Source organism: Microbacterium capsulatum (assembly GCF_030865425.1).
Lineage (GTDB): Bacteria > Actinomycetota > Actinomycetes > Actinomycetales > Microbacteriaceae > Microbacterium > Microbacterium capsulatum.
Window position 1 is genome coordinate 1 of sequence record NZ_JAVFCB010000001.1, and the last position, 26,702, is coordinate 26,702.

Genomic DNA, 26,702 nt, shown 5'->3' on the forward strand with positions numbered 1-26,702 from the left:
TCGGTGACGGTTCTGTATCAGGACATCGGTGACAGTTCTGGGGGTCTTGGTGGTGACACTTCTCGGCTCAGATTGAGCGGTGTCGAAGAATGAACCTGTTGATGCGCGTGTCCGTCTCGCGATCTCTCGTTGGCCTGCGGATGCTCCGCGTGGGGCGGTGACGTCGTTTTGTCGAGAGCACGAGATCTCGCGGAAGACGTTCTATGTGCTGCTCGCTCGTGCGCGGGAGAAGGGCCCGGCGGCGGTGCTGGAGCCGCAGTCTCGTCGTCCGTCCGCGTCGCCGGCGAAGATCGGCGAGGAGGTGAAGCGGAGCGCGCTGGACGTGCGGGCAGCGCTGGAGCGATCCGGGCTCGACTACGGGCCGATCAGCGTGCACGACAAGATGACATCGATGGGATTCACGACCCCGTCGATCGCCTCACTCGCACGGATCTTCCGCGAAGCGGGCGTCGCCCGGGTGGAGCCAAAGAAGAAGCCGCGGTCCGCGTTCCGACGGTTCGTGTATCCCGCTCCGAACGCGTGCTGGCAACTCGATGCGACCGAGTACGTCCTCGCGGGCGGACGGACCTGCGTGATCTTCCAGCTCACCGATGATCATGCTCGTCTCGCGGTCGCGTCGCATGTCGCGAGGGCGGAGACGAGCAAGGGCGCGGTCACGGTGATGGAGAAGGGGATCGCCCGGCATGGGGTCCCGCAGCGGCTCCTCACGGATAACGGTGCCGCATTGAACCCGCACCGCCGCGGCATCGTCAGTCAGCTCGTCGCCTACGTGAGCACGCTCGGCGTCGTCGCGATCACCGGGAAGCCCGGGCACCCCATGACCCAGGGCAAGAACGAGCGATTCCACCAGACCCTGTTCCGATGGTTGGACAAGCAGCCCCTCGCCGGGACGATCGAGGAACTCCAACATCTCGTGGACCGGTTCGACGTGATCTACAACACCGAGCGCCCGCACCAGGCGCTTCCCGGTCGGAGCACCCCGCAACAGGCCTGGGACGCGACACCGAAAGCTCCCGCGCCAGAGCCAGACCCTGACGCTGCCACCCATCCCGGGGCGACTGGAGATGCCGTCCGGATCGTCCGCACGCACGGCGACATCAGCATCCGCGGCACCACATTCCAACTCGGGAACGAGTTCGCCGGCACTCAAGTCCACGCGATCTGGAACCCCGCCCTGATCATGATCTTCGACGAGCGCGGCACCCTCATCATCATCGAACACCCCTGGCCACAACCCGGCACCCGCTACGTCGGCAACGGCAGACCCCGAGGATCGGCCCCCAGAAGACGCCCACTGTCACCGATGTCCTGAGACACCAACTGTCACCGATGTCCTGATACAGAACCGTCACCGAAGTCCTGAGACATCACACTCGAAATCGGGGCCGCGCTGTCAGGGAACGGCAGCGCCGAGCACGTCCGATCGCAGCGAGTGCTCATCCTCCACAGCCGCGGTCCTGTTCCGGATGCGCACCGGTTGCGCGCGTGGCGCTCGTCACGGAATCGCGGCCTGAGATCGTGGCGCGATGCAGGCCGCGACAGAGCACCCCATCGCCGTTCATCGTCGGCGCGAGCACGAGTACGAGAGTCCGGTCAACGACCGCCGGCTCCAAAGGCTCGTCGAGGACGGCTCCCAGGTCCGGATCGCCGCAGGCAGCTACGTGCCCGCGGCCGAGTGGAATGCGCTGACGCCGTTGCAGCGTCACCTCACTCGGGTGATCGAGATCGCGGATCGGACTCGGTCGCCGCAGGTGCTCACGCATGCAGCGGCAGCCGCCGTGTGGGGACTCGACCGCATCGGTCCGTGGCCCGACCTGGTCGAAGTCAGGATCCCGTCCGCGTCGGGCGGACGGTCGTCCGGGGGCATCCGTCGCCGGGCGCTGGGATACGACGGCGTGGATGTTCTGCCCTGGCGCGGACACCTCGTGACCTCGCCCGCGCAGACGGCGATCGACCTCGCGGCCGAGGCGCGGTTCACCGACGGGGTGATCGCGATGGATCAGGCGCGCTGGTCGCGACGCGACGGCGGTGCCCTGACCGATCGCATCCGGATCGACGACGTGTTGTCCGGACAGTTCCGGCGAGGGCTGGGGCGCGTGCAGCGGGTGATCGAGTTCTCGACGGAGCTGTCCGATTCCGTGCGGGAGTCGCAGAGCCGCGTGCTCATCGAGCGCTTGGGATTCCCCGTGCCGGTGCTCCAGCGCACCTTTCGCCTTCCTGCGCTCGGCGACGTGCGCACCGACTTCTGGTTCGACGACTTCGACCACATCGGCGAGTTCGACGGAACAGGCAAGTACCTCGATCCGACGCTGCTCGCCGGCCGGTCGCCGGGAGAGGCTCTGCTCGCGGAGAAGGACCGCGGCGACGCGCTTCGACGGATCGTGCGCCGTGTGTCCCGATGGAGGACCCCGGCCCTGAGAGACCCTCGGCTCCTCTACGACATCCTCACGGGCGACGGCCTGCCGTCCCGTCTGCCGCGTCCACGCGTCGGCGCGCAGTGGTGAGCTGCCGTGCCGGAGCCGGCCGCACCAGGTCAGCCGCCGCGCCTGTTCGCGCTGTCATCTCCCGTCGCCGCGGCGTCGATTTCCGCCGCGCCGGCAGGAATGGACAGCGTGAGCCGAACCACGACCGAAAGCGAGCCACGACTACAGGAATCGACAGCGTCAGCAGATGGTCACACGCGCCCGGCTCCGGCGCGGGCCACGGCGTCCGCTCAGCTTCGGATCCCGCATCCGTCGGTAGACTCGTGCGCACCATGGACGACCCTCCCTCTTGTAGTACCTCGCCCCACTGCCCGAGCTCTGCGAACGCGGAGACGACACCGTGATGGATTACATCTGGTTGGGCGTGGGGCTTCTGCTCATCGTGGGGACGGGCCTGTTCGTCGCCAGCGAGTTCGCACTCGTGAACCTGGACCGCGCCGAACTGGAGGCGCGGCGGGATCGCGGCGAGAGCCGCCTCGGCATGACGATCGCGGCGCTGCGGATCACGTCCACGCACCTGTCCTCGGCGCAGCTCGGGATCACCCTGACCACGCTGCTGACCGGCTTCACCATGGAGCCGGCGCTGTCGAACCTGCTCCGTCCGGTGCTCACCGGCTGGGGGATCCCGGAGCCCGCGACCGTGACCATCGCCGTGATCGTCGCGATGCTCGTCGCCACGACGCTGTCGATGATCCTCGGCGAGCTGGTGCCGAAGAACTTCGCGATGGCGCTGCCGATTGCGACCGCGAAGCTGGTCATCCCGGTGCAGACCGTGTTCACGGTGGTGTTCCGCCCGGTCGTCGCCCTGCTGAACGGCAGCGCCAACGCCGTACTGCGGGCGATGGGGATCGAGCCCAAGGAGGAGCTGTCCGGCGCGCGCTCGGCCGAGGAGCTGAGCTCCCTGGTCCGCCGCTCCGCGAGTGCGGGCCTGCTGGAGAAGGACACCGCGACGCTGCTGGACCGCAGCCTCGGCTTCGCCCGGCTCACCGCCGCCGACGTGATGACGCCGCGGCCGAGCATGCACGCGATCGCCGCCGACGACTCCGCCGACGACGTGATCGGCCTCGCCCGCCGCACCGGGCACAGCCGGTTCCCGGTGTACGACGAGGACTTCGACGACATCACCGGCATCGTGCACCTGAAGGCCGCCGTCTCGGTGCCGCGGGAGCGGCGCACCGAGGTTCCCGCCGGCGCGCTCGCGACCGAGCCGCTGCGGGTGCCGGAGACGGTGCACCTGGACGCCCTCGTTCAGCAGCTGCGGGGACGGGGCTATCAGCTCGCGATCGTGGTCGACGAGTACGGCGGCACGGCGGGGATCGTGACGCTCGAGGACCTCGTCGAGGAGATCGTCGGCGAGGTGTCCGACGAGCACGACCGCAGCCGCGCGGGAGTGGTGAAGAGCCACGGATCGATCGCGTTCCCGGGCGAGCTGCGCCCGGACGAGCTGCGCGCGAGCGCCGGGATCGAGGTGCCGGAGGGCGACGTGTACGACACCGTCGGCGGCTACGTGATGAGCGTGCTCGAGCGCGTCCCCGCGGTCGGCGACGAGGTGTCCGTGCCCGGCGGCACGCTGCAGGTCGTGCGCATGCAGGGACGCAGGGTGGACCGGATCCGGTTCACGCCGACCCCCGAGACCGGCGAGGAGGGCGCCCGATGAGCGACTGGACGGGCCTCGGCTGGCTGGTCGTCCTGCTCGCCGCGAACGCGTTCTTCGTGGCGGCGGAGTTCGCGGTGATCTCGGCGCGCCGCTCGCAGATCGAGCCGCTCGCGGAACGCGGATCCCGGTCCGCGCGCACCGCCCTGCACGCCATGGAGCACGCGACGCTCATGCTCGCGACCTCGCAGCTGGGCATCACGGTGTGCTCCCTGCTGATCCTTAACGTGTCGGAGCCGGCGATGCACCACCTGCTCGCCGTGCCGCTGCACGCGCTCGGTCTGTCGCTGGACGCCGTGGACGTGATCGCGTTCGTCATCACCCTGGTGATCGTGTCGTTCCTGCACGTCATCTTCGGCGAGATGGTGCCGAAGAACCTCGCGTTCTCGCTGCCGGATCGCTCCGTGCTCATCCTCGCGACGCCGCTGGTGTGGCTGTCGAAGGTGTTCTACCCGGTCATCCGTGCGCTGAACGCCTCCGCGAACGGCGTCGTGCGGCTGTTCCGGGTGGAGCCCAAGGCCGAGGCCTCCTCGACGTTCACTCTGGAGGAGGTCGCCACGATCGTCGACCAGTCCCGCCGCGAGGGCGTGCTGGACGACGCTGCCGGCACCGTGAGCGCCGTGGTCGAGTTCACCGACAAGGACGCCCGCGACGTGGCCGTGCCGCTGAGCGGACTCGTCACGCTGCCGCTGGGCGCGACACCGGACGACGTGGAGCGTGCCGTGGCCAAGCACGGCTTCTCCCGCTACGTGATCGTCGACGCCGAGGGCGCGCCGATCGGCTACGTGCACCTGAAGGACGTGATCCGCTCGGTCGAGGGGAACGGCGCCGACCCGATCGGCGCCGCCGCACGGTTCCGGGAGCCGATCCCGGCGAAGCGGATCCACCTGATGGTGCCGATGCAGGAGGACACCGACCTCGAGGACGCGCTCGCGATCATGCGCCGGGCCGGACGCCACCTGGCCCAGGTGCGCGACGGCTCGGGCAGGACCACGGCGATCCTGTTCCTCGAGGACATCATCGAGGAGCTCATCGGCGAGGTGCGCGACATCACCCGCCGCGGCCACCGGCGCTGACCGGCTTCGAGCTCCTCGACAGCCCGGGGTCCGGAGCCGGCCGTCGGTTGCTCGGCGAGCGCAGCGGGACGCAGCGCGCTCGACGACCGGATCGAGGCTTCAGCGCCAGCGGGCGCGCTCGTACTGCGGCGGCCAGTCCACGGTCGCGCCGAGGTCGTGCGCGGCGCGCAGCCCGAAGTGCGGGTCGCGCAGCCACTCCCGGGCGGCGAAGATCGCGTCGGCGTCACCGGCGGCGAGCACGGCCTCGGCCTGGAGCCCGCTGGTGAGCAGGCCGACGGCGGCGGCGGGGATCCGCCCGCCCTGCCGCACGGTGGCGGCGAGGGGCACCTGGTAGCCCGGGTGGACGTCGATCTGCTGATGCGCGACGAGCCCGCCGCTGGAGACGTCGATGAGATCGGCGCCGTGCGCGATCGCCCACTCGCCGACGACCGCGGCCTCCTCGGGCGTGAAGCCGCCCGGGGCGTGGTCCGTCGCGGAGATCCGCACGAAGACCGGCACGTCCTCGCCCGCGACGGCGCGGACCACGTCGAGGACCTCGAGCAGCAGCCGGGCCCGGTTCTCGAGGGATCCGCCGTAGGAGTCGTCGCGGAGGTTGCTCAGCGGGGAGAGGAACTGGTGCAGCAGGTAGCCGTGCGCACCGTGGATCTCGAGCAGGTCGAACCCGGCGTCGAGGGCGCGCCGGGTGGCCGTGGCGAACCCGTCGACGACGCGAGCGATCCCGGCCTCGTCCAGCGCCGCCGGCTCGGCGAACCCCTCGAACGCGACCGCGGACGGCGCGACCGTCATCCAGCCGCCGCTCTCCTCCGGCACCGATCCCCGGTCCGGCGCCCACGGCCACCACGTCGACGCCTTGCGGCCGGCGTGCGCGAGCTGCACGCCGATCCGGGCGCCGCGGTCGTGCACGGCGCGGACGATCGGCGCCCAGGCGTCGCGCTGCGCGTCGTCCCAGAGCCCGGTGTCGCGCGGGCTGATCCGCCCCTCCGCGACGACCGCGGTGGCCTCGGCGACGATGAGCCCTGCGCCTCCCGACGCGAACTGCGCGAGATGCGAGTGATGCCACTCCTGCGGCACGCCGTCCACGGCGCTGTACATGCACATCGGGGAGACCCAGAGGCGGTTGCGGAGCTCGACGGAGCGGATGGTCAGCGGGGAGAACAGAAGGCTCACGGTACGACGCTACCGGTCGAGGACGGGGTCGGGATCCATGGCGGAGCACCCGGTGCGCGACGACGCGTGCGCGCGCAAAGGTGCGGGCCAGTACCGTGGATCCCATGCCTCATGCGTTCGCCGGTTCCGCCCGCGCGTGGTCGCGCGACGACGTCCGGCGCGTCCTGCGCGTCCCGGGTCCCTCGGACGACAAACGCAGTCGCGGGGTCGTCGCGCTGCGCACCGGATCCGACGCCTTCCCTGGCGCCGCGGTGCTCGGAGTGGAGGGCGCCTGGCGCGCCGGTGCCGGGTACGTGCGCTACATCGGGCCGCGGCGGCCCGCGGACCTCGTCCTCGCCCGCCGCCCGGAGACCGTCACGACCGATCCGGCGGATGCCGGCGCCGTGCGCGCGGACGCGTGGGTGATCGGATCCGGCACCGATGCCGCTGTCCGCAGCGACGCCGAGACGGAAGCGCTGCGCCTGCTGCTCGCCGGATCGGATCCGGTGATCGTGGACGCCGGTGCCCTGGATCTCCTGCCCGCCACGGCACCGGTCATCGCGACGCCGCACGAGCGGGAGTTCACCCGGCTCCGGACGACGCTCGGCCTGCCCGCGATCGACGCCGAGGACCTGCGGGATCCGGACGCGCGGGCCCATGCGACACAGCGCACGGCGGAGGCGCTCGGCGGAGCCGTGCTGCTCAAGGGCGCGACGACGCTCGTCGCCGACGCCGGGGGAGTGATCGCGGTGAACGCGGGGACGCCCTGGCTGGCCGCCGCGGGCACCGGGGACGTGCTGGGCGGGGTGATCGGCGCGCTGGTGGCCGCCGACCGCGCCGCAGCGGGATCGACGCCGCTCGCCGAGCTCGCCGCGACAGCGGCCTGGCTGCACGGGCGGGCGGGACGCCACGCGTCGGCCGGCAGCCGCCCCCCAGGACACCCGATCGTCGCGCTCGACGTGGCCGAGGCGCTGCCTCCGGCCGTCGCCGCGGCGATCGCGGACGACGGAGACCAGACCGAGGAGGATCCCGCGTGAGCGGTGCGGAGGTGGGCCGCCCGGATGCGGCGAAGGCGGAGCCCGCGGGCGCCCGGTCGGCGCGCACGGTCCGCCGGATCGGCGTGCCGCTCGGCGTGCTCTGGACCGCGTTCCTGCTCGCGCACCTGTACGCCGCCTCGATCGGCTGGACGATGCCCGCACTGCCCATGGGCGACACCGTGTTCGTGTACGAGCCGTGGGCGCGGGACGCTCTCGGCGGCGGACCGATCGTGGGCATCACCGAGAGCTGGGTGTACCCGCAGGTCGCTCTGCTGCCGATGCTCGTCGCGCAGGGTCTCTCCGTGCTGCTGCACCCGCTCGTGCCGGGTGCGTACGCGGTCGGATCCGCGAGCTACGTGGTCGCCTGGTCGATCCTCATCACCGCGCTGGACGCGGTCGGCTTCGCCGTGCTGCTTGGCGGGGCCCGGGCGCACCGCAGCCGCGCCCGCCGGCTCGCCGCCCTGCTCTGGATGGGCGCGCTCGTGGCGCTGGGGCCGATCGCGATGTTCCGGATCGACGCGATCACCGTGCCGCTCGCCCTCATCGGCGGGATGTGGCTGTTCTCCCGCCCGGCGGTGGCGGCGGCGCTGTTCACGGTCGGCGCCTGGATCAAGATCTGGCCGGGCGCGCTGCTCGTCGCCGCGGTCGCGCTGCTGCGGCGGCGGATCCGGATGATCGTCGCCGCGGCCGTCGTGACGGCGGCCGTCCTGCTGAGCCTGGTGCTCCTCGGGGGCGGCCGCTACCTGTTCGGCTTCCTTGGCCAGATGACCGGCCGAGGTCTGCAGATCGAGGCGGTCGGCGCCACGCCGCTGCTCTGGCTCACGCAGATCGGCGTCACCCGGATCGAGTACAGCCGGCAGATCCTCACGTTCCAGCTCGCCGGCCCCGGCGTCGACGCGATCGCCGCCGCGCTGACCCCGCTCATGGTGCTCGGCGTGATCGCCGTCGCGGGGCTCGCCCTGCTCAAGCTGCGCGCCGGTGCACCCGTGCGCCGGCTGTTGCCGCCGACCATGCTCTCGCTCGTCGCGGTGCTGATCGCGAGCAACAAGGTCGGATCCCCGCAGTTCCAGCTCTGGCTGCTCACGCCGCTTCTGCTGTGGTGGCTGTTCGACCGCCCGCGCACGCGCGCCGTCACCATCGTCGTGCTCGCCGAGTTCCTGCTGACGCAGGCCGTCTACCCGGTCTTCTACGACGGGCTGCTGGCCGCCCAGCCGTTCTCGATCGCGCTGCTGAGCGCGCGCAACATCCTTCTCGTCGTCACCTGCGTGCTCGCGATCCGCGCGGTCGTACGCACGCCCGTCCCCCGGATCGCTCCGATCCCGCCCGCAGAACCTGGGAGGTCCTGATGCTCGTCGCCTTCTCCGTCGCACCCAGCGGATCCGCACCGGATCGCACCGAGAGCCCCGATGCGTCCGTGCACGAGGCGGTCGCCGCCGCCGTGCGCGTCGTGCGCGAGTCGGGCCTCGCCCACCGCACCACGAGCATGTTCACCGAGATCGAGGGGCCCGACTGGGACACCGTGATGGACGTGGTCAAGCGCGCGACCGAGGCCGTGATGCCGTTCGGCTCCCGGGTCTCGCTCGTGCTCAAGGCGGACATCCGCCCCGGCTACTCCGGCGAGCTCGACGGCAAGATCGAACGCCTGGAGCGCGCGATCGGGGACGCCGGCGCCGAGTAGGCTGAGCGCGTGAAACCCTCGAGCCTTTCGAGGGGTGCGGCGATGTGGGCGCTCCTCTCGCTCGCCATCGGCAGCTTCGGCATCGGCATGACCGAGTTCGTCGCGATGGGCCTGCTGCCCGACATCGCCCGTGACCTGCTGCCCGGCCTGTGGGCGCGGAACCCCGACGAGGCGATCGGCCGCGCCGGGATCCTGGTGTCCCTGTACGCCCTCGGCGTCGTCGTCGGCGCGCCCACGATCGCGGGTCTCGTCGCGCGCTTCCCGCGCCACAGGGTGATGATCGGGCTCGCGATCGCCCTGATGCTCGGCAACGGCCTCGCCGTCGTGCTGCCGACGTTCGAGACGGTCGGGCTCGCCCGGTTCATTGCGGGGCTCCCGCACGGCGCCTACTTCGGGATCGGCGCGCTCGTCGCCGCCGACGTGCTCGGGCCGGGCAAGCGCGCGAAGGGCGTCGCGTTCATCCTCACCGGCCTGACGGTCGCGAACGTCGTGGGGGTGCCCGCGGGCACGTTCCTCGGCCAGCACTTCGGCTGGCGCAGCGCCTTCCTCGTCGTGACGGCGGTGTTCGCCCTCGCCGCGGTCTGCATCACGTCGTTCGTGCCCGAGCACGAGGGGGATCCGGGCCGCGGGTTCCGCTCGGAGCTGCGGGTGTTCCGGCGCGGCCAGGTGTGGTTCGCAGTCGCGGTCGGCGCGATCGGGTTCGGTGGCTTCTTCGCGGTGTACAGCTACATCGCGCCGATGGTCACGGAGCGCGCGGGAGCGCCGACCTGGGCGGTGCCGATCGCGCTCGTCGTCTTCGGCGTGGGCATGACGATCGGCAACCTCGTGGGCGGTCATCTCGGGGACCGGGATCTGCGCCGCACCCTGCTCGTCGGGCTCGCGCTGATGGCGGTCGTGCTCGCGCTGCTCGCGATCCTCTCCTTCTCGATCTGGCTGCTGCTGGCGCTGGCGTTCACGATGGCGACGCTCTCGTCGGTCATCGTGCCGGCGATCCAGACCCGGCTGATGGACGTCGCCGGCGACAACCAGTCGATCGCCGCGGCGCTGAACCACTCCGCGCTGAACATCGGCAACAGTCTGGGTGCGTTCCTCGGCGGGCTCGTGATCACCGCCGGCTGGGGCTTCGCCGCCCCGTCCTGGGTGGGGGCGGCTCTCGCGGTCGCCGGTCTCGTCATCGCGATCGTCTCGTTCCGGGTCGAGCGGCGCGCCGCGGACCGGGCCCCTGCCCCCGCGGCCGTCGATGCGGCCTAGCATGGGCGGATGATCAGCGCCGAAGACGACGACCTGCCCGTCGCGGGGACCGCCGTGATCCTGCGCGACGGCGACGACGGGGTCGAGGTGCTGCTGCTGCGCCGCCCGGACCACGGATCCTTCGCCGGTGCATGGGTGTTCCCCGGCGGGGCGCTCGAGCCGGCCGACCGGATCGAGGGCGCGGGGGAGGTCGAGGACGCCTGCCGAGCCGCGGTGCGCGAGACGGCCGAGGAGGTCGACCTGGAGCTCGAGCGGCTCGCCCCGCTGTCGTGCTGGGTGCCGCCCGCGGGCGTCCCGAAGCGGATCCGCACGTGGTTCTTCCTCGCCGAGGATCCGGGCGGCGAGATCGCCGCCGCACCGGGCGAGGTCGCGGAGACCCGGTGGATGTCGCCGTCCGCGGCGCTCGAGGCGCACGGCCGCGGCGAGATCGAGCTGTGGCCGCCGACCTGGCGCACGCTGCACGGCCTGCTCGACGTCCGGGACGTCGAGCAGGCGCTCACGACCGCCGGCGAGCCTCCGGAGTTCCGCACCCGGCGGGTGCCGACCGCGGGCGGCGCCATCTTCCACTGGGACGGCGACGAGCTCGCCGGCGCCCCGGCCGGAGCCCGCGACCGGATCGTGGCCGAGGGGCTGCCCTGGCGGTACGAGCGGTCCTGATCCGGCGCCGGCCGCCCGGTCCCTGAGCCGGGCCCACGCGCCCCGGAGGCTCCAGGCGGCGCGAAGCGACGGCTGGAGTGGGCGTGGGGATGGGAGGGCGCTCAGCCCGCGAGCAGCCGCCGCAGGTGCATGCCGACCTCGTCGGTCTCGATGAGGAAGCCGTCGTGGCCGAAGTCGCTCGTCAGCACCACGGCCTCGTTCCCGTCGAGGGTGTTCGGGATGCCGCGCGCGATCCGGTGCTGCCCGTCCACGGGGAACAGCCGGTCGGTGTCGATCCCGAGCACGAGCGTGCGGGCGGTCACCCGCCGCAGCGCGTCCTCGACACCACCGCGGTCGCGGCCGATGTCGTGCGAGTTCATCGCCTCGACGAGCGTGAGGTAGCTGTTCGCGTCGAAGCGCCGGGTGAACTTGTTGCCGTGGAAGTCGAGGTAGCTCTCCACCGCGAATCGGCCGCCCTGCCCGAGCGGGGAGACGCCGGACTGCCACGACCGCTGGAAGCGCTGGTTCAGCTCGATCGGGCTGCGGTAGTTCAGGAGGGCCATGCGCCGGGCCAGGGCGAGGCCGCGGTGCGGCCCCTCGCCGACCGGGGCGTCGTAGTACTCGCCGCCGGCGAAGCGCGGATCCATCCGCACGGTCTCGAGCTGAACGAAGTTCAGCGCGAGCTGGTCGGCGGTCGTCACCGGGGGAGAGGACAGCACCGCGAGCCGTTCGACCCGTTCCGGGTGCCCCACGGCCCACTCCAGGGCGTGCATGCCGCCCATCGATCCGCCGATCACGGCGCCCCAGCGGTCGATCCCGAGCGCGTCGGCGAGCAGCACCTGCGCGGCGACCTGGTCGCGGATGGTGAGGTACGGGAAGCGGGACGCCCACTCGTAGCCGTCCGGCGCGATGCTCGCGGGGCCGGTGGAGCCCTGGCAGCCGCCGAGCATGTTCGGCGCGACGACGAACCACTCGTCCGTGTCGATCGCGCCGCCGGGGCCGACGATCTCGCCCCACCAGCCGCTCGTGGCGTGCCCGCGGCCGGCCTCGCCGACGACGTGGCTGTCGCCGGTGAGGGCGTGCAGGATCAGGATCGCGTTGTCGCGTGCCTCGTTCAGGCGGCCCCAGGTCTCGAAGGCGACGCGGATGAGGGGGAGCTCTCCGCCGCCCTCGGTGCGGAACGGGCCGAACGCCTCGAAGAGGCGGTCTCCGGCCGGGTCGCCGTCCCGCCACGCGCCGGTGGCCGGCGGCCGGGCACGGAGCAGCCGGGCGTCCGCCTCCGACACGCGCGCGGAGGGCACCGTGTCCTCGGAGGTCGTCTGCCAGTCCATGGATCCATTCTTCCGGGTGTATCGCGGTGACGGCGGCAGGTTACGCATCCCGGGCGCGGCTCGCAGGGCCGGTCTGCGCTCTCGTGGCGGCGTCGGTGGGCTCTCCCCGGCGTCCACGCCCGCTCGCGGCGTCGTGGCCCCCTCGCAGACACGTCCCCGAGAGGGGGCGTCGGCGCGGGGAGGGGGCGAGGTCGACGGAGCTCGGATCCGGGAGCCATCACCCGGGCGGGTGCACTCCGAACGCGGCCAACCGTCGCCCCAGGGTCTCCGCCGTGGCGATGTGCCGGCCCTCCCACCGTGCGAACCGCCACCCGGTGACGCCGCGGACATCGTCTTCGCGCCGCTTCTCATCGAGGACGGCCTGCTCCGCCGTCCGCTCGCCGCGCAGGTCGTCGTCCAGGTACTTGCCCCGGCCGTCGAACTCCCCGAACGTTCGCGACCGCGGGAATGCGAAGTCCATCCAGTAGTCGTCGCCTTCCGAGCCACGGACGTGGACCTGCGGGAGAACCCCGCGATACCCCAGGCGGTGCAGGTGGAGTCGGCTCACGCTCTCGCCGGGCAGCTGCGCGCGACCGTCGGCGAAGTCGACGATCCAGCGCGCGCGGCGGATACCCGGTGCCCTGCTCAGGCGTGCGCGCTCGGCCATCCTGGCGTGCCAGGCCGCGGCGTACTCCGGATCCTGCACGTGCCCGACGACCGCCTCGCCGCGGACGGCGGCATCCGACGCCGCGGTCGCCGTGGTCTCGGCGACGGTGCAGGCCAGATCCAGGATCGTGCGATCCAGCGAGGTGCAGCGGATCCCGTCGATCTCGACGATGTCGTCGGCCGGCACCTCGACGTTGTGCTGCATGGTGCCGGCGCGGGTGCGTCCGTGCCGTGCGCCCAGGATCGCGGTGTGCACGTTCGCCGGAGCGAGGCGGTACAGCGGAAGTCCATGCAGGACTGCCGCCGAAGGCCCCCAGAACACGGGCCCGGGTGACTCGGAGTTCAGATGCGTGGCGACGACGTGCACCAGATGACGGCCCTCGCTCCACAGCGCGTCGAAGTCCGCGGCGTCGGCGTAGCGATCGCGGCGCACACGCAGGAGTCGCCCTGCGGCGACGAGCGCACGGATGTCGCGCTCGCTGTGTCCGTCGTCGCGCAGATCGTCGCGGGAGCGCAGGAGCGCGTGCGCCTCGGAGAGCGTGATCGACTTCCTCATGCCGTCAGACTCGTCCACCGGGCGCGGCGATGGCGCGCCCGCGACAGATTCCGTGGTCTTCTCGGACGTCCGGGTGTGTGGAGGCTGAAGCATCTCTCGTCGCGGCCCCCTCGCAGCGTCGCCGCCCCCTCGCAGATACGTCATTCAGAGGGGGCGCAGGCGCTCAGAGGGGGCGCGAACGAACGCGGCACGTACGAAGCGCCCCGGATCGCGTGATCCGGGGCGCTCGGGCGTCTCTGAGGAGGAGCGCGTCAGGCGCGGGCGGCCTCGGTGACCTTGCGCGCGGCGGCGAGGGCCTGGTCGAGGTCGGCCTTGAGGTCGTCGATGTTCTCGAGGCCCACGGAGAGGCGCACCAGGCCCGGGGTCACGCCCGCGGTGAGCTGCTGCTCCGGGGTGAGCTGGGCGTGCGTGGTGGACGCCGGGTGGATGACGAGCGAGCGCACGTCACCGATGTTGGCGAGGTGGCTGAACAGCTCGAGGCTGTTCACGAACTGGCGGCCGGCCTCGACGCCGCCCTTGAGCTCGAAGGAGAGGACCGCGCCGACGCCCTTGGGGGCGTACTTGTTGGCCGCCGCGTACCACGGCGAGGTGGGCAGGCCCGAGTAGTTGACGCTGGCGACGTCGTCGCGGGCGTCGAGCCACTCGGCGATCTCCTGCGCGTTCTGCACGTGACGCTCGACGCGCAGCGACAGCGTCTCGATGCCCTGGATGAGGTTCCAGGCGCTCTGCGGGGCGATCGCCGAGCCGAGGTCGCGGAGCAGCTGCACGCGCGCCTTGATGATGTAGGCGAGCCCGTCGCCGACCGCGGCGGTGTAGCTGGCGCCGTGGTAGGAGGGGTCCGGCTCGGTCAGGCCGGGGAACTTCTCCACGTTCTGCGACCAGGCGAAGGATCCGCCGTCGATGATCGCGCCGCCGATCGTGGTGCCGTGGCCGCCCAGGAACTTGGTGACGGAGTGCACGACGATGTCGGCGCCGTGCTCGAAGGGGCGGATCAGGTACGGGGTCGCGATCGTGTTGTCGACGATGAGCGGGACGCCGGCGGAGTGCGCGGCGTCGGCGACGCCCTTGATGTCGAGGACGTTGATCTGCGGGTTGCCGATGGTCTCCGCGAAGAAGAGCTTCGTGTTCGGGCGGACCGCGCGGCGCCACTCCTCGATGTCGTCCTGGTTCTCGACGAAGGTGACCTCGATGCCGAGCTTGGCGAGCGTGTACTTGAAGAGGTTGTAGGTGCCGCCGTAGATCGAGGAGCTCGACACGAAGTGGTCGCCGGCCTGGGCGATGTTCAGGATCGCGAAGGTCGAGGCGGCCTGGCCGCTGGAGAGGACGAGGGCGCCGGTGCCGCCCTCGAGTGCGGCGAGACGCTGCTCGAGCACGTCCTGCGTGGGGTTCTGGATGCGGGTGTAGATGTTGCCGAACTCGGCCAGCGCGAACAGGTTGGCGGCGTGGTCGGCGTTGTCGAAGACGTACGACGTGGTCTGGTAGATCGGCGTCGCGCGCGCCTTGGTCACGGGATCCGGAGCGGCGCCGGAGTGGATCTGCTTGGTCTCGAAGCGCCAGTTCTCGGCAGCGGTCATGATGTCTCCTTGCGCGACGTGCGATAGCGACACTGGAATCGCGTCGCAGGGTAGGGTGGGCCGCCCCTTCAGAGCCGGCGGCATTGCATCGAGAGTACGGATCCTGTCCCGCTGTCAACAAGACACGGGAAATGTGTCGTAACACGCGGGCGGGCACCCGGAGGGGTGGGTCAGAGGCGGATCCCGTAGCGTGGTGGCATGCGTGACAGACGAGCAGTGGTGACCGGCGCGAGCACCGGGATCGGCGAGGCGGCGGTGCGGGCTCTGCGCGCCGGCGGATGGGATGTCGTGGGCGTCGCCCGGCGCGAGGACCGGCTGCAGGCGCTCGCCGCGGAGACCGGTTCCACCGCGTACGCGGCCGACCTCACGGATCCGGAGCAGATCGAGGGGCTCGTCGCGCATCTCGCGGCGACCGGGCCCGTGCACGCGCTCGTGCACGTCGCCGGCGGCGCACGGGGCACCGACCGGGTCGAGGACGGATCCGTCGCGCACTGGCGCTGGATGTACGAGGCGAACGTGCTCGCCGTGCAGCAGCTCACCGCGGCGCTGCTGCCGCAGCTGCGCGCCGCCGCCGTGGGCGGCCACGCCGACCTCCTCTTCCTCACCTCGGTCGCCGCCCGCAATGCCTACCCCGGGGGCGGCGGCTACAACGCGGCGAAGGCGGCGGAGGCGATGATCCCGCAGGTGCTGCGGCTGGAGCTGCACGGCGAACCGATCCGGATCACCGAGATCGCGCCGGGCCTCGTGCACACCGAGGAGTTCGCGCTGCGGCGCCTGGGCGGCGACGTCGCGGCGGCGGAGGCCGTGTACGCCGGCGTCGAGGAGCCCCTCGTCGCCGAGGACGTCGCCGACGTCATCGCCTACGCGCTCAACGCGCCGCGGCACGTCAACCTCGATCTCATCGTGATCCGCCCGGTGGCCCAGGCCGCCTCGCACCTGCTCACCCGCGGGCCGCTCCGCCCGCGCGGGGAGGACTGACCGTGGGCGTCCACCTCGTCGGCGGAGGGCTGGGCCGCTCCGCCTTCGCGCCCTTCACGGCCGAGGCCGTCGCCCGGGCGCAGGCGCAGGGCGCCGGACGACCGGTCGTCGTGGTCGTCACGGTGCGCGAGGACGCGTCCACCGGGCACGCCCGTGACCTCGTCGCCGCGCTCACCGCCGACGACGCGGTCCCGGTCGATGCCCGGATCGTCGCGGTCGGGGAGGGCGACCACGTCTCGCCCGCGGTGTTCGACGGCGCGCATGCGATCGTCATCGGCGGCGGCCTGACGCCGGCGTATCACGACGCCCTCGAGGGGTGCTACGACGCCATCCGGACGGCGGTCGGCGCGGGCACCCCGTACCTCGGCTTCTCCGCGGGTGCCATGATCGCCGCCGAGCGTGCGATCCTCGGCGGCTGGCGGATCGGCGGCGTCGTGGTCGCACCCGAGGGGACGGCGGAGGACCTCGACGAGGTCACCGTGGTCGCCGGGATCGGGCTGGTCGACGTGTCGATCGACGTGCACGCGGCGCAGTGGGGCACGCTGTCCCGGCTGATCGCCGCCACGGAGGCCGGCGCGGTCGACGGCGGCCTCGGCCTGGACGAGAGCACCGCCCTGATCGCCGGCCCGGACGGGCCGCGGATCGCGGGCGAGGGCAGTGTCTGGCGCGTCATCCCGGGGGCCGACGGCCGCGTCGAGGTCTCCAGCGACCGGGCCGGCGCCTGATGCCAAAATCGCTGACCGAGCTCGCGGCCGAGGGACGGATGGACGCCGGGTGGGCCGAAGCGCTCGCGCCGGCAGGGGAGCTCATCGCCGAGCTCGGCGACCGGCTGCGCGCGGAGAACGCCGCCGGCCACGGCTATCTGCCCGCGGGCGCGAACGTGCTGCGCGCGTTCTCCCGCCCGCTCGCCGACGTCAAGGTCCTCATCGTCGGGCAGGATCCGTATCCGACCCCCGGCCACGCCATCGGGCTCTCCTTCGCGGTGGACCGCGCCGTGCGCCCGCTGCCGCGCAGCCTCGGCAACATCTACCGCGAGCTGGAGAGCGACCTCGGCATCCCGCCCGCCGCGCACGGCGACCTGTCCGCGTGGAGCGACCAGGGCGTCATGCTGCTGAACAGGGTGCTCACGGTGCGCCCCGGCACCCCGGCCTCGCACCGCGGCTGGGGCTGGGAGAAGGTCACCGAGCTCGCCATCCGCGCCCTCGTGGCCCGGGACGCGCCGCTCGTGGCGATCCTCTGGGGCCGCGACGCCGACGGGCTGCGGCCGCTGCTCGGCACGACGCCGGTGATCGCGTCGGCGCACCCCTCGCCGCTGTCCGCGAGCCGCGGGTTCTTCGGATCCCGTCCGTTCTCCCGTGCCAACACCCTGCTCGAGGAGCAGGGCGCCACCCCCGTCGACTGGAGGATCGCATGAGCGGCATCCGCACCGTGGTCGAGGCGGATCTGCCCGCCGTCCGCGACATCTACAACCACTACGTGCGCAGCTCGACCGTCACGTTCGACGAGGACGAGTCCGACCTCGCGTTCTGGGAGCACAAGCGCGACGTGCTGTCGGTCGCAGGCCTGCCGTTCCTCGTCGCGGTCGACGACGTCGATGTCGTGCTCGGCTACGCGCTCGTGCAGCACTGGCGGGACAAGTCCGCGTACCGGTTCAGCGTGGAGAACTCGATCTACCTGGCGCCCGGTGCCGCCGGCCGGGGTCTCGGCAAGGCGCTGCTGGAGGCCCTGCTGACGGAGTCGACCAAGGCCGGCGTCCGCGAGATCATCGCCGTGATCGAGCCGACCGCGGCGACCGCGTCGATCGCCCTGCACCGCCGCTACGGCTTCGTCGACGCGGGGCACCTGCGCAATGTCGGCATCAAGTTCGGCCGCTCGCTGGACGTGCTGTTCCTGCAGAAGTCGCTCGAGTCCTGAGCTGTGGACCGGCTCTCGGCTCAGCGGGAGCCGGGGATGACCGGGATCGCGGCGAGGAGCTGCTTCGTGTAGTCCTGCGCGGGCCGGTGCAGCACGCGCGCGGTGGGGCCGTGTTCGACGATCCGGCCGTCCTTCATCACGGCGACGTCGTCGCACAGGTTCTGCACGACGCCGATGTCGTGCGAGACGAGGACCAGGGTCAGCCCGTCGGCGCGGAGCTCGCGCAGCAGGTCCAGGATCTGCGCGCGCACCGTGACGTCGAGGGCGGACAGCGGCTCGTCGCCGACCAGGATCCGGGGGCGGTGCGCGATCGCGCGGGCCAGGGCGATCCGCTGCCGCTGCCCGCCGGAGAACTCGTGCGGGTATCGCGCGGCCATCGCGGGCTCGAGGCCGACCTGCGCGAGCACCTCGGCCACGCGTGCCCGGTGGTCGCCGTCGATCCGCAGCGCGCGCAGCGGCTCCGACACGATCCGCTGGACGGACTGGCGCGGATCCAGCGACGCGTACGGATCCTGGAACACCAGCCCGGTCTGCCGGCGCAGCCAGTGCAGCGCGCGCGCCGACGCCCTCGCGTCGACCGCGCGGCCGGCGACCTCGACCGACCCCGCCGTCGGACGGTCGAGGCCCAGCAGCAGCCGGATCAGCGTGGACTTGCCAGAGCCCGACTCGCCGATCACGCCGAGCGCGGATCCCTCCGCGATGTCGAGGTCCGCATCGTCCAGGGCGACCGTGCGGGAGCGGGGGCCGCCCCACGCCCCATTCCCGCCGTCGCTCGGCGCCGCCCGGAGCCTCTGGGGCGCGTGGGCCCGGCCCAGGGACCGGGGGTGGACGTACTCGCGCCGCAGGCCTCGGGCCCGGATGAGGGGCTCGGCGACCGGGTGCGGCTTCGCAGCGCTCATGCCTGATCCTCCCCGCGCCAGAGCGTCGCCGTCGCGTCCCGGAGCAGGCCCTGCGTGATCGGCGATGCCGGCGCCGTCAGCAGGCCCTCCAGAGGCCCGGACTCGACGACCCGGCCGTCCGCGAGGACGACGCCGTGGGTCGCGACCTGGGCGAGCACGGCCAGGTCGTGCGTGATGAACACGAGCGACATACCGCCGGATTCGACGAGCGACAGCAGCAGCCGCAGCACGCCGGCCTGGATCGTCACGTCCAGGGCCGTCGTCGGCTCGTCGGCGATGAGCAGCCGCGGGCGGGCGGCGAGGGCCATCGCGATCGCGGCGCGCTGGCGCTGGCCGCCGGAGAGCTGGTGGGGGTAGCGGTCCACGATCCGCTCCGGGTCCGGCAGCGAGACGCGGCCGGCCTCGGCCACGGCGCGGGCGTGGGCCGCGCGGCGGTCGATGCGCTCGTGGATCCGCACGGCCTCCGCGATCTGCCGGCCGATCGTGCGGATCGGGTTCAGCGCGGTGCGCGGCTCCTGGAACACCATGCCGATCTCGTTCCCGCGGATCCGGGCGAGCTCGCGATCCGGGATCCCGAGGATCTCCCGGCCGTTCCAGCGGACGCTGCCGGTCGCCGCGGCGCCGTCGGGGAGCAGCCCCATGAGCGCGAGTGCGGTGAGCGACTTGCCGGATCCGGACTCGCCGATGAGGCCGACACGGGCGCCGTCGGGGACGGCGAAGGAGATGCCGTCGACGACGCGCCGGCCATCGATCTCGATGACGAGATCCGTCACGTCGAGGCTCATGCGGTCACCTCCGGCGGAGGCACGGGGCCGGTGCGCGGCTCGCCGGCGGGTCGTCTCCCGGCGCCGCGGAGCGTGGGATCCGTGGCGTCGCGCAGCGCGTCGCCGAGCAGGTTGAAGGCGAGCACCGTGATCGTGATCGCGAGCCCGGGCCAGACCACCGAGAGCGGGTGGATCTGGATGTAGCGCTGCAGATCCGCGAGCAAGATCCCCCAGGACGGGTCGACGACGGAGGCGCCGAAGCCGAGGTACGACAGCCCCGCCTCGGCGAGCACGGCGGTCGCCATCGCCCAGGAGAGCTGCACGATGAACACCGGCGCGATGTTCGGCAGCAGGTGCTGCACGAGGTTCTGCACGGGGCTCAGGCCCGCCGCTCGCCCCGCCACGACGAAGTCGCTCTGCTGCACGCGGCGCAGCTCGGGGCGCGTCACCCGCGCCACGTTGACGCCGAAGCCGATGCCGACCGCCCACACGACGACCCAGAGCGACCCGCCGCGCACGGTCGAGATGAGCATCGCGATGATCAGCACGGGGAAGGCGATCAGCACGTCCACGAACACGGCGACCGCCTCGCGCACCCAGCGCGCGGTGAGCGCGCCCAGTGCGCCGAGCGCGATCCCGATCGCGGTGGCGACCACGCCCGCACCGGCGGCCACGAGCACGGTGGTGCGCGAGCCCGCCATGATCAGGCTGAGGATGTCGCGACCGGTCAGATCGGTGCCCAGCAGATGCGGCCAGCTCGGCGGCAGCCACCGCGAGACGACGTCGGTCGCACGCGGGTCGAACGGCGTCCAGAACAGCGACACGAGGGCGGTCAGCAGGATCACGGCGATCACGATCACGCCGAATCCTCCGGCGCCGGAGGAGACGAGACGACGCCCCTTCGACGGGCTCAGGGACCGGGTCATTCCTCGGCCTCCCGCTGCCGGGGGTCGATCGCGCGGTGCACGAGGTCGACCACGAAGCCGATGATGAGCACCATCCCGGTGAGCACGAGCAGCTCGCCCTGCACCTTCACGAGGTCGCGGGTGCCGACGTCGGCGACGAGCATCCGCCCGATCCCGGGCAGCGTGAACAGCTGCTCCACGACCACCGATCCCACGATGATCCCGGCCACCTGGATGCCGAGCACGGTGACGATCGAGAGCCCGACGGCCGGCAGCCCGTGCTGGATCAGCGCCCGGTTGCGGGTCAGCCCCTTGGCGGCGGCGGTGCGCACGAAGTCCTGCCCGGCGGCCTGCAGGGTGGCGCTGCGCACGAAGCGGAGCAGCAGCGCGCCCTCGACGACGCCGATCGTGAGGGCGGGCAGGAGCAGCGCCTGCAGCGCGGCGCCGGGGTCGGCCCAGCCGTCGCGCGGGAAGCCCTGTGCGGGCAGCCAGCCGAGCCAGACCGCGAACACCACGACGAGCATCATGCCCGCCCACACCACGGGCACCGCGGCGATCGCCTGCGCGGCGACGTTCAGGGCGGTGCCGGCGACGCGTCCGCGCAGCATCGCGGATCCGATCCCGAGGGGCACGGCGATGAGCAGCGCGATGAGCAGCGACATCGTCGCGAGCGGGACCGTCACCTGCCCCTTCTGCGCGAGCTCCGCGGCGACCGAGGCGCCGTTCAGCTGCGAGACGCCGAGGTCGCCGCGCAGCACGCCGCCGATCCAGGACAGGTACTGCACGATCAGCGGCTGGTCGAGGCCGAGCGCCGTGCGGATCGCGTCGACCTGCGCGGGGGTGGCCTTGTCGCCGGCGAGCAGCTGCGCCACGTCGCCGGGGAAGACCCGCAGGGCGAGGAAGATCAGCGCGCTCGCGACGAGGAGCCCTGCGATGAGCAGGGCTCCTCGGACGAGCGCGTAGCGGAGCACGGGTGCGCGCGGACTACTTCGTGACCGTCACGCCGTGCAGGTCGAGCCGCGAGTTGATCGAGTCCTGCGGGAACCCGTCCACGCCCGGACGCACCGCGGTGATGGTCTGGTCCTCGTAGAGCCAGTCCGCCGCGGCGTCCTTCGCGACGATCTCCGCCGCCTGGGAGAGCAGGTCCGCCGACTTCTTCGGATCGAGCTCGGTCTGCGACTGGGTGTACAGCTTCTGCACCTGCGGGTTGTCGTAGCCGAAGTAGTACTTCGGGTTCGCGAAGTTGCCGAAGTCGCGCGGCTCGACGTGCAGCACGAAGCTCAGGTCGTAGTCGTGCTTGGTGAACACGGTGTCGAGCCAGGCCGGGAACTCCACGGAGTTCACCTTCAGCGTCACGCCGACCTTCTTGAAGTCGCTCGTGAGCAGCTGCGGGACCGTCGAGCCGTAGAACGACGGGATCGTGAGGGTCAGCGTCAGATTCTCCTGCCCGGCCGACTTGAGCAGCGTCTTGGCCTTCTCCGGGTCGTAGGGGGCGGTCGAGGAGAGGTCCTTGTAGCCGGGATCGAGCTGCGGGATCGGACCGTACATGGTGGTGCCCGCGCCGCGAGCGGCGATGATCGCCTTGTGGTCGATCGCGAGGCGCAGCGCCTCCCGCACGCGCTGGTCGTTGAGCGGCGCCCTGGTGTTGTTGAACGCCAGCGTGCCCTTGTCGGTGGTCCGGCCCGTCGTGAGGGCGAACCTGCCGCCCTTGTCGAGCTGCGGCGCGAGGTTCGGGTCGACCGCCGTGAGCACGTCCAGGGTGCCGTCGAGGGCGGCGTTGACACCCGCGGTGAAGTCGGGGATGTAGTCGAAGACGATCGTCTTGACGCCCGCCTTCTCACCCCAGTACTTGTCGTTGCGGGCGAACGTGAGCGAGCTGCCCTTGTTCCACTTCTGCAGCGTGAACGGGCCCGTGCCGTTCTCCGCGGACTGCAGGTCGGTCGGGCCGCCCTTCTGGAAGATCAGGCCGGCGTGGCCGGTGAGGCTGAACAGGAAGTTCTGGCTGGGCGCGGCGAGCGTGACGACGACGGTCTTGTCGTCCTTCGCGGTGATCGAGGCGACGCCGGCGAGGTCGGCGTGCCCCTGCACGGTGGCGTCGTCCTTCGCGGTCTGCAGCGAGGAGACCACGTCGGCCGCGGTGAGCGCGGCGCCGTCGTGGAAGGCGATGCCGTCGTGCAGCACGAACGTGTAGGTGAGGCCGTCGGCCGACACCTCGTGGCTCTTCGCGAGACGGTCCACGATCCTGTCGTCCTGCGTGCGGCTGACCAGGCCCTCGTAGATGTTGTCGACGAGCACCTGCTCGAGCGCGGCGCCCGCCGTGTGCCGGATGTCGAGGCTCGTCGGCTCGAGCACGAGACCGACGGTGAGCGTGGCGTTCTGGTCGGGCCTGCCGGTCGCGGCGGGCTTCGCGGGCGCGGACGGGGAGCACGCCGCGAGCAGCAGCGATGCGGCGGTCAGCGCGGCGATCAGGGCGAGACCGGAACGGCGACGGATCCTCGACGTCGCGGCGTGCGTGCGGTGCATGAGGGGGATCCTCTCGGGTGCGATGGACGAGGTGCTGTGCGGTCGAGCCTAGGGCTGCGGGGTCAGGTCGGGCGGCGCGGCGTGGAGCGCGCCGTCACAATCCGGGGGACCCGGTGTCGGCGGTCGTGCGGATGACGGCGGCCAGCGCCACGGGAGAGGTCTCCTGCAGGTTGTGGCGGCCTTCCAGGCGGATCACGGTCGCGGCCGGCACGCGCTCCTCGAACACGCGCAGCGCCTCCTCGGAGACGAATCCGTCGTCCGCGCGGACGAGGGTGAGCGGCGCCCGCACGACGGCGAGGTCGGCCCAGCCCGCCTCGCCGAGGATGGTGCGCGCGGAGAACGCGGAGGCGGCGTCGGCCGGGGCGTCGAGCAGGGAGGACGCGATGTGCGCGAAGTGGTGCTTCCACTCGACCCGGCCGTCCGGGCGCACGCGTGTGTTCAGGAAGACGCCGCGGACCGTGTTGTCCCGGTCGCCGCCGAAGCCGAACCTCTGGGCGCGATCGACGAGTTCGTCGCGGTCGGCGGCGTCGACGACCCGGTAGAACTCGCGGAGTGCGGTGGGGCCGCCGCTCTGATCGACGCCCGGGGTGATGTCGACGACGATCACGCTGAGCACGAGCCGCGGGGCGCGGGCCGCGACGGCGACGGCCGTGAGCCCGCCGAGGGACTGCCCGACGAGCACCTGCGGGCGGTCCGTCCAGGCGTGCAGCGCCTCGATGACGTCGGCGGCGAGCGTCCGCCCGGTGTAGTCCGCGTCATCGCGCCAGGAGGAGTCGCCGTGGCCCGCGAGGTCGATCGCCAGGGCCGGTCGCCCGAGCGCGAGCAGCGTGGTGTCCCAGGTGTGCGCGTTCAGGCCCGCGCCGTGCAGGAAGGTGATCTCGGGGGGAGCCTCGCCGATGCGCAGCGCGCTCAGCGTGCGGCCGTCGGAGAGGACGATCGAGATCCGTTCGATCGCGGGGACGGGCACGCCGAGGGCCTTCGCCTGGCCGGGCAGGAAGGAGAACTCGGTGGTCTCTGCGGATGCGTGGTGGGACACGCCTTCATTGTGCTCCTTTCCGCGGGTGGGGGCGCGAATTGGGAACAGAGAGTCATGCGGATGCCCGTGTCGGAGCATCGAAATGACTTGATGATCGCAATTCGGATTGTCCAAGTGATCTCCGTCTCTCCGGTGCCCCGACGGGGCCGGCCCCCCACCCGCTCGCTAGGCTGATCGCATGAGCGAGAAGCGCGTGCACCTCTCCCGGACCGAGCCCGCCGCGTACAAGGCGCTGGACGCCTTCGCGGTCACGGTGAGCGAGATCTGCCGCGCGAACGAGATCGACGAGCGGCTCAAGGAGCTCGTGATGATCCACTGCTCGCAGCTCAACGGCTGCGCCTTCTGCACCCGGATCCACGTGGACCGCGCGACCGCGCTCGGCATCGACACCGACACGCTCATGCAGATCCCCGCCTGGCGCGAGTCCGGAGTGTTCTCGGCGCGGGAGCAGGCGGCGCTCGAGCTCGCCGAGGCGTTCACGTTCCTGCACGAGGACGGCATCCCTGACGACGTCTACGACCGGGTCCGCGCGGTGTTCACGGAGAAGGAGTACGCCGCGCTCAGCTGGGCGTGCGTGTCGATCAACGCGTTCAACCGCATCGTCGTCGCCGGCAAGTACGCGGTCGCCCCGCGGGTCCCGCGATGACGGTCCTGCACGTCCCCGGCATCACGAACCTCCGTGACGTCGGCGGGATCCCGGTCGGGGGGTCCCGCATCCGCGAGGGCGTCCTGTTCCGCTCCGGGAATCTGGCGCACACCGGGGCCGAGGCCCAGTCCTTCCTGCGGGGTCACGTGTCACGCGTCGTGGATCTCCGCGACGACAGCGAGGTGCTCGCGGAACCGTGCGGGGTCGCCGGGATCCCGATCACGCACGTGCCGCTGTTCGCCGGTTCCATCGCGTCCTTCCTCCTCGGCGACATCAGCCTGGACGGCCTCTACCGCCGCATCGTCGACGACGGCTCGGACCGCGTCGTGCGCGTGATGGACGTGATCGCCGCGGGCGAGCCGACGCTCGTGCACTGCACGCTCGGCAAGGATCGCACCGGGGTCAGCGTCGCGCTGGCGCTCGCGGCCGTCGGCGCCGATCGGGACGCGATCGTCGAGGACTACGCCCTCACCGCCTCCCAGCTGCCGGAGTCCCGCAACCGTGCGATCGCGAAGTGGCTCGAGGAGCGTCTTCCGGTCGCGCAGAACGCGATCGCGCTCGCGACCGAGTCGCCCGCGCCGGTCATGCGCCGGCTCCTCGCCGAGATCGATCAGCGGCACGGATCCGTCGCCGACTACCTGCTCGGCGCGGGTCTCGCGCCGGCCCGGCTCGAGGCGCTGGGACAGGCGCTCGTCGAGTGACGCGGACACCGCGGGCTCACCGCGGCAGGTAGTGGCCGTCCTCCAGACCCGCCTCGATCTCGAAGCGGTTGCGCAGCGGATCCCGCCCCGCGCACAGGTACAGGACCGGCATCAGGAAGCCGTAGCGCAGCCACTGCCGCTTGTGCACCGCCTCGTGGCGCAGCACGCGCTCATCCGGCACGGCGTCGCCGGTGAGGTAGCAGCCGCCGACGCACACGCCGCCGCGGGCGAACGTCCACGCGGGCATGCCCCGGAACACCCACAGCCCCTCGCGGCGCTCCACGGGGCCGGTGCTCCACAGCCCGCCCCAGATCCAGCCGATCGCGCAGCCCCACGCGTAGCCGATCCGGCTGATCGGGGAGCGCAGCAGCACCGCGGGGATGCGCCCGTCGAACCGGCGACCCCGCTCCACGATCGCGGCCGCCTCGGCACGGATCGCGTCGAGGTCGGCCGACCTCACGCCAGGGAGCCGATCAGGCGCAGGATCGCGCCCATGTCCTCGACGGCGTCGCCGGGGGATCGCGGGGCGAACCCTGCGATCGTCGCACCCGCCAGCGGCACGCGCTCGCGCAGGATCCGGAGGGCCTCGACGACGTCCGCCGCGCGCAGCCCGAACGGCACGGCGGAGGAGACGCCGGCGAACTCGGCCGGATCCAGCACGTCGACGTCGATGTGCACGTACACGCGGCGCGCACCGGTCGCGGTGACCGCGTCCGCGAGGGCGACGAGATCCTCGAGTCCGTCGAGTCGGACGATCCCGGACGAGGCCAGGAAGTCGCTCTCGGCGTCCTCCTCGGCGCGGGCGCCGACGAGCACCGTGCGTTCGGGGCTGAGCCCCGCGGGGGCGGCGAGCGGGAACGACGGGTGCCCGAGCAGGGCCCGCAGCGCCATGCCCGCATAGGCGCCCGAGACGGACGACTCGGGGGTGTGCAGGTCGGGGTGCGCGTCGAACCACACGATCGCGACGTCGTCCAGCCCGCCGTGCAGAGCGGCGACCGCCGCGACGCTCACGCCGCAGTCGCCGCCCACCACGAGCGTCGGCTCGGCGTGCGCCGAGACGGCTTCCTCGATCAGTTCCCTGGTGCGACGCAGGCTGCTCAGCCGGTGCACGCCCGTGCCCTCGGCGTCGCCGGCCTCCAGCGGGACGTCCAGCACGGTGGTGCGCGCGCTCGGCAGGTCGCCGGCGATCGCGGCGGCGCCGTCGGTGAGAAGCATCGCCCGCGGGGCGGGGGAGCCCTGCCACTGCGGGACGACGAGGAAGCGGGTCAC

General features: G+C 72.2%; 27 protein-coding genes. 15 read left to right on the forward strand and 12 right to left on the reverse strand.

Translation table 11 applies throughout. The annotated features are described in order from the left end of the window. Window positions 1-79: 79 nt before the first annotated feature. The 4 genes from RBR11_RS00005 to RBR11_RS00020 all read left to right on the forward strand — a co-directional run bounded on the left by RBR11_RS00005 (window position 80) and on the right by RBR11_RS00020 (window position 5,213). A complete protein-coding gene (locus RBR11_RS00005; protein WP_419956796.1) occupies window positions 80-1,312 on the forward strand; it encodes an integrase core domain-containing protein in 1,233 nt (410 codons plus the stop codon). A 214-nt stretch (window positions 1,313-1,526) separates the two neighbouring features. Further along, window positions 1,527-2,504 (forward strand): hypothetical protein, encoded by a 978-nt coding sequence (locus RBR11_RS00010; RefSeq protein WP_308487239.1) that lies wholly within the window; start codon window positions 1,527-1,529, stop codon window positions 2,502-2,504. 322 nt (window positions 2,505-2,826) lie between these two features. Further along, window positions 2,827-4,140, forward strand: a complete 1,314-nt coding sequence (locus RBR11_RS00015; RefSeq protein ID WP_308487779.1) for a hemolysin family protein — start codon at window positions 2,827-2,829, stop codon at window positions 4,138-4,140. Beyond that, window positions 4,137-5,213, forward strand: coding sequence for a hemolysin family protein (locus tag RBR11_RS00020; RefSeq protein ID WP_308487240.1), 1,077 nt, complete (start codon window positions 4,137-4,139; stop codon window positions 5,211-5,213). The genes RBR11_RS00015 and RBR11_RS00020 overlap by 4 nt, the downstream gene beginning before the upstream one ends. Window positions 5,214-5,312: 99 nt before the next feature. On the opposite strand, the gene RBR11_RS00025 is transcribed toward RBR11_RS00020, so the two are convergent. Continuing rightward, entirely contained in the window at window positions 5,313-6,380 is a 1,068-nt protein-coding gene (locus tag RBR11_RS00025) for an NADH:flavin oxidoreductase/NADH oxidase (protein WP_308487241.1), read from the reverse strand. Window positions 6,381-6,484: 104 nt separating this feature from the next. Here RBR11_RS00025 and RBR11_RS00030 point away from each other — a divergent pair, with 104 nt between their 5' ends. Genes RBR11_RS00030 through RBR11_RS00050 form a run of 5 tightly spaced genes read left to right on the forward strand, consistent with a single transcriptional unit; the run spans window position 6,485 to window position 10,982 of the window. Next, the gene (locus RBR11_RS00030) at window positions 6,485-7,396 is read left to right on the forward strand and encodes an ADP-dependent NAD(P)H-hydrate dehydratase (RefSeq protein ID WP_308487242.1); all 912 of its coding nucleotides are present in this window, start codon (window positions 6,485-6,487) and stop codon (window positions 7,394-7,396) included. Continuing rightward, window positions 7,393-8,742: a hypothetical protein gene (locus RBR11_RS00035; protein ID WP_308487243.1), complete on the forward strand. Its 1,350-nt coding sequence runs from the start codon at window positions 7,393-7,395 to the stop codon at window positions 8,740-8,742. Before RBR11_RS00030 ends, RBR11_RS00035 begins: the two co-directional genes overlap by 4 nt. Continuing rightward, complete coding sequence (locus tag RBR11_RS00040; RefSeq protein ID WP_308487244.1) at window positions 8,742-9,074, forward strand: thiamine-binding protein; 333 nt, start codon at window positions 8,742-8,744, stop codon at window positions 9,072-9,074. The genes RBR11_RS00035 and RBR11_RS00040 overlap by 1 nt, the downstream gene beginning before the upstream one ends. A gap of 42 nt (window positions 9,075-9,116) precedes the next feature. Then, window positions 9,117-10,325: an MFS transporter gene (locus tag RBR11_RS00045; protein WP_308487780.1), complete on the forward strand. Its 1,209-nt coding sequence runs from the start codon at window positions 9,117-9,119 to the stop codon at window positions 10,323-10,325. A 9-nt stretch (window positions 10,326-10,334) separates the two neighbouring features. Further along, the gene (locus tag RBR11_RS00050) at window positions 10,335-10,982 is read left to right on the forward strand and encodes an NUDIX hydrolase (protein WP_308487245.1); all 648 of its coding nucleotides are present in this window, start codon (window positions 10,335-10,337) and stop codon (window positions 10,980-10,982) included. A 101-nt stretch (window positions 10,983-11,083) separates the two neighbouring features. Here the strand turns inward: RBR11_RS00050 and metX are convergent, their stop codons facing one another. The 3 genes from metX to RBR11_RS00065 form a co-directional block, all read right to left on the reverse strand. Then, on the reverse strand, window positions 11,084-12,292 hold the full coding sequence (gene metX / locus RBR11_RS00055; protein ID WP_308487246.1) for a homoserine O-acetyltransferase MetX: 1,209 nt from the start codon (window positions 12,290-12,292) through the stop codon (window positions 11,084-11,086). Between the two features lie 217 nt (window positions 12,293-12,509). Beyond that, the gene (locus tag RBR11_RS00060; protein ID WP_308487247.1) at window positions 12,510-13,493 is read right to left on the reverse strand and encodes a hypothetical protein; all 984 of its coding nucleotides are present in this window, start codon (window positions 13,491-13,493) and stop codon (window positions 12,510-12,512) included. A 251-nt stretch (window positions 13,494-13,744) separates the two neighbouring features. Next, on the reverse strand, window positions 13,745-15,067 hold the full coding sequence (locus tag RBR11_RS00065) for a bifunctional o-acetylhomoserine/o-acetylserine sulfhydrylase (RefSeq protein WP_308487248.1): 1,323 nt from the start codon (window positions 15,065-15,067) through the stop codon (window positions 13,745-13,747). Between the two features lie 198 nt (window positions 15,068-15,265). Here RBR11_RS00065 and RBR11_RS00070 point away from each other — a divergent pair, with 198 nt between their 5' ends. Genes RBR11_RS00070 through RBR11_RS00085 form a run of 4 tightly spaced genes read left to right on the forward strand, consistent with a single transcriptional unit; the run spans window position 15,266 to window position 17,959 of the window. Beyond that, window positions 15,266-16,045 carry an SDR family oxidoreductase gene (locus RBR11_RS00070; protein WP_308487249.1) on the forward strand — a complete coding sequence of 260 codons (780 nt, stop codon included), beginning with the start codon at window positions 15,266-15,268 and terminating at the stop codon, window positions 16,043-16,045. A 2-nt stretch (window positions 16,046-16,047) separates the two neighbouring features. Next, window positions 16,048-16,770 (forward strand): Type 1 glutamine amidotransferase-like domain-containing protein, encoded by a 723-nt coding sequence (locus RBR11_RS00075; RefSeq protein ID WP_308487250.1) that lies wholly within the window; start codon window positions 16,048-16,050, stop codon window positions 16,768-16,770. After that, window positions 16,770-17,459, forward strand: a complete 690-nt coding sequence (locus RBR11_RS00080) for a uracil-DNA glycosylase (RefSeq protein WP_308487251.1) — start codon at window positions 16,770-16,772, stop codon at window positions 17,457-17,459. Before RBR11_RS00075 ends, RBR11_RS00080 begins: the two co-directional genes overlap by 1 nt. Next, window positions 17,456-17,959 carry a GNAT family N-acetyltransferase gene (locus RBR11_RS00085; protein ID WP_308487252.1) on the forward strand — a complete coding sequence of 168 codons (504 nt, stop codon included), beginning with the start codon at window positions 17,456-17,458 and terminating at the stop codon, window positions 17,957-17,959. The genes RBR11_RS00080 and RBR11_RS00085 overlap by 4 nt, the downstream gene beginning before the upstream one ends. A gap of 20 nt (window positions 17,960-17,979) precedes the next feature. Here the strand turns inward: RBR11_RS00085 and RBR11_RS00090 are convergent, their stop codons facing one another. From RBR11_RS00090 to RBR11_RS00115, 6 genes are all read right to left on the reverse strand, one after another. Beyond that, the gene (locus tag RBR11_RS00090) at window positions 17,980-18,858 is read right to left on the reverse strand and encodes an ABC transporter ATP-binding protein (RefSeq protein WP_308487253.1); all 879 of its coding nucleotides are present in this window, start codon (window positions 18,856-18,858) and stop codon (window positions 17,980-17,982) included. Beyond that, the gene (locus RBR11_RS00095; protein ID WP_308487254.1) at window positions 18,855-19,643 is read right to left on the reverse strand and encodes an ABC transporter ATP-binding protein; all 789 of its coding nucleotides are present in this window, start codon (window positions 19,641-19,643) and stop codon (window positions 18,855-18,857) included. Before RBR11_RS00095 ends, RBR11_RS00090 begins: the two co-directional genes overlap by 4 nt. Next, window positions 19,640-20,548, reverse strand: a complete 909-nt coding sequence (locus tag RBR11_RS00100) for an ABC transporter permease (protein WP_308487255.1) — start codon at window positions 20,546-20,548, stop codon at window positions 19,640-19,642. Before RBR11_RS00100 ends, RBR11_RS00095 begins: the two co-directional genes overlap by 4 nt. Next, complete coding sequence (locus tag RBR11_RS00105; protein WP_308487256.1) at window positions 20,545-21,498, reverse strand: ABC transporter permease; 954 nt, start codon at window positions 21,496-21,498, stop codon at window positions 20,545-20,547. The genes RBR11_RS00100 and RBR11_RS00105 overlap by 4 nt, the downstream gene beginning before the upstream one ends. 13 nt (window positions 21,499-21,511) lie before the next feature. Next, window positions 21,512-23,050 carry an ABC transporter substrate-binding protein gene (locus tag RBR11_RS00110; protein ID WP_308487257.1) on the reverse strand — a complete coding sequence of 513 codons (1,539 nt, stop codon included), beginning with the start codon at window positions 23,048-23,050 and terminating at the stop codon, window positions 21,512-21,514. Between the two features lie 94 nt (window positions 23,051-23,144). Beyond that, window positions 23,145-24,086 carry an alpha/beta fold hydrolase gene (locus tag RBR11_RS00115; protein ID WP_308487258.1) on the reverse strand — a complete coding sequence of 314 codons (942 nt, stop codon included), beginning with the start codon at window positions 24,084-24,086 and terminating at the stop codon, window positions 23,145-23,147. 178 nt (window positions 24,087-24,264) lie between these two features. On the opposite strand from RBR11_RS00115, the gene RBR11_RS00120 reads away from it, so the two are divergent. Further along, a complete protein-coding gene (locus tag RBR11_RS00120; RefSeq protein WP_308487259.1) occupies window positions 24,265-24,732 on the forward strand; it encodes a carboxymuconolactone decarboxylase family protein in 468 nt (155 codons plus the stop codon). Continuing rightward, entirely contained in the window at window positions 24,729-25,433 is a 705-nt protein-coding gene (locus RBR11_RS00125; RefSeq protein WP_308487260.1) for a tyrosine-protein phosphatase, read from the forward strand. Before RBR11_RS00120 ends, RBR11_RS00125 begins: the two co-directional genes overlap by 4 nt. A 16-nt stretch (window positions 25,434-25,449) precedes the next feature. Here the strand turns inward: RBR11_RS00125 and RBR11_RS00130 are convergent, their stop codons facing one another. After that, a complete protein-coding gene (locus RBR11_RS00130; RefSeq protein WP_308487261.1) occupies window positions 25,450-25,893 on the reverse strand; it encodes a Fe-S oxidoreductase in 444 nt (147 codons plus the stop codon). Continuing rightward, complete coding sequence (locus RBR11_RS00135) at window positions 25,890-26,702, reverse strand: arginase family protein (protein WP_308487262.1); 813 nt, start codon at window positions 26,700-26,702, stop codon at window positions 25,890-25,892. Before RBR11_RS00135 ends, RBR11_RS00130 begins: the two co-directional genes overlap by 4 nt.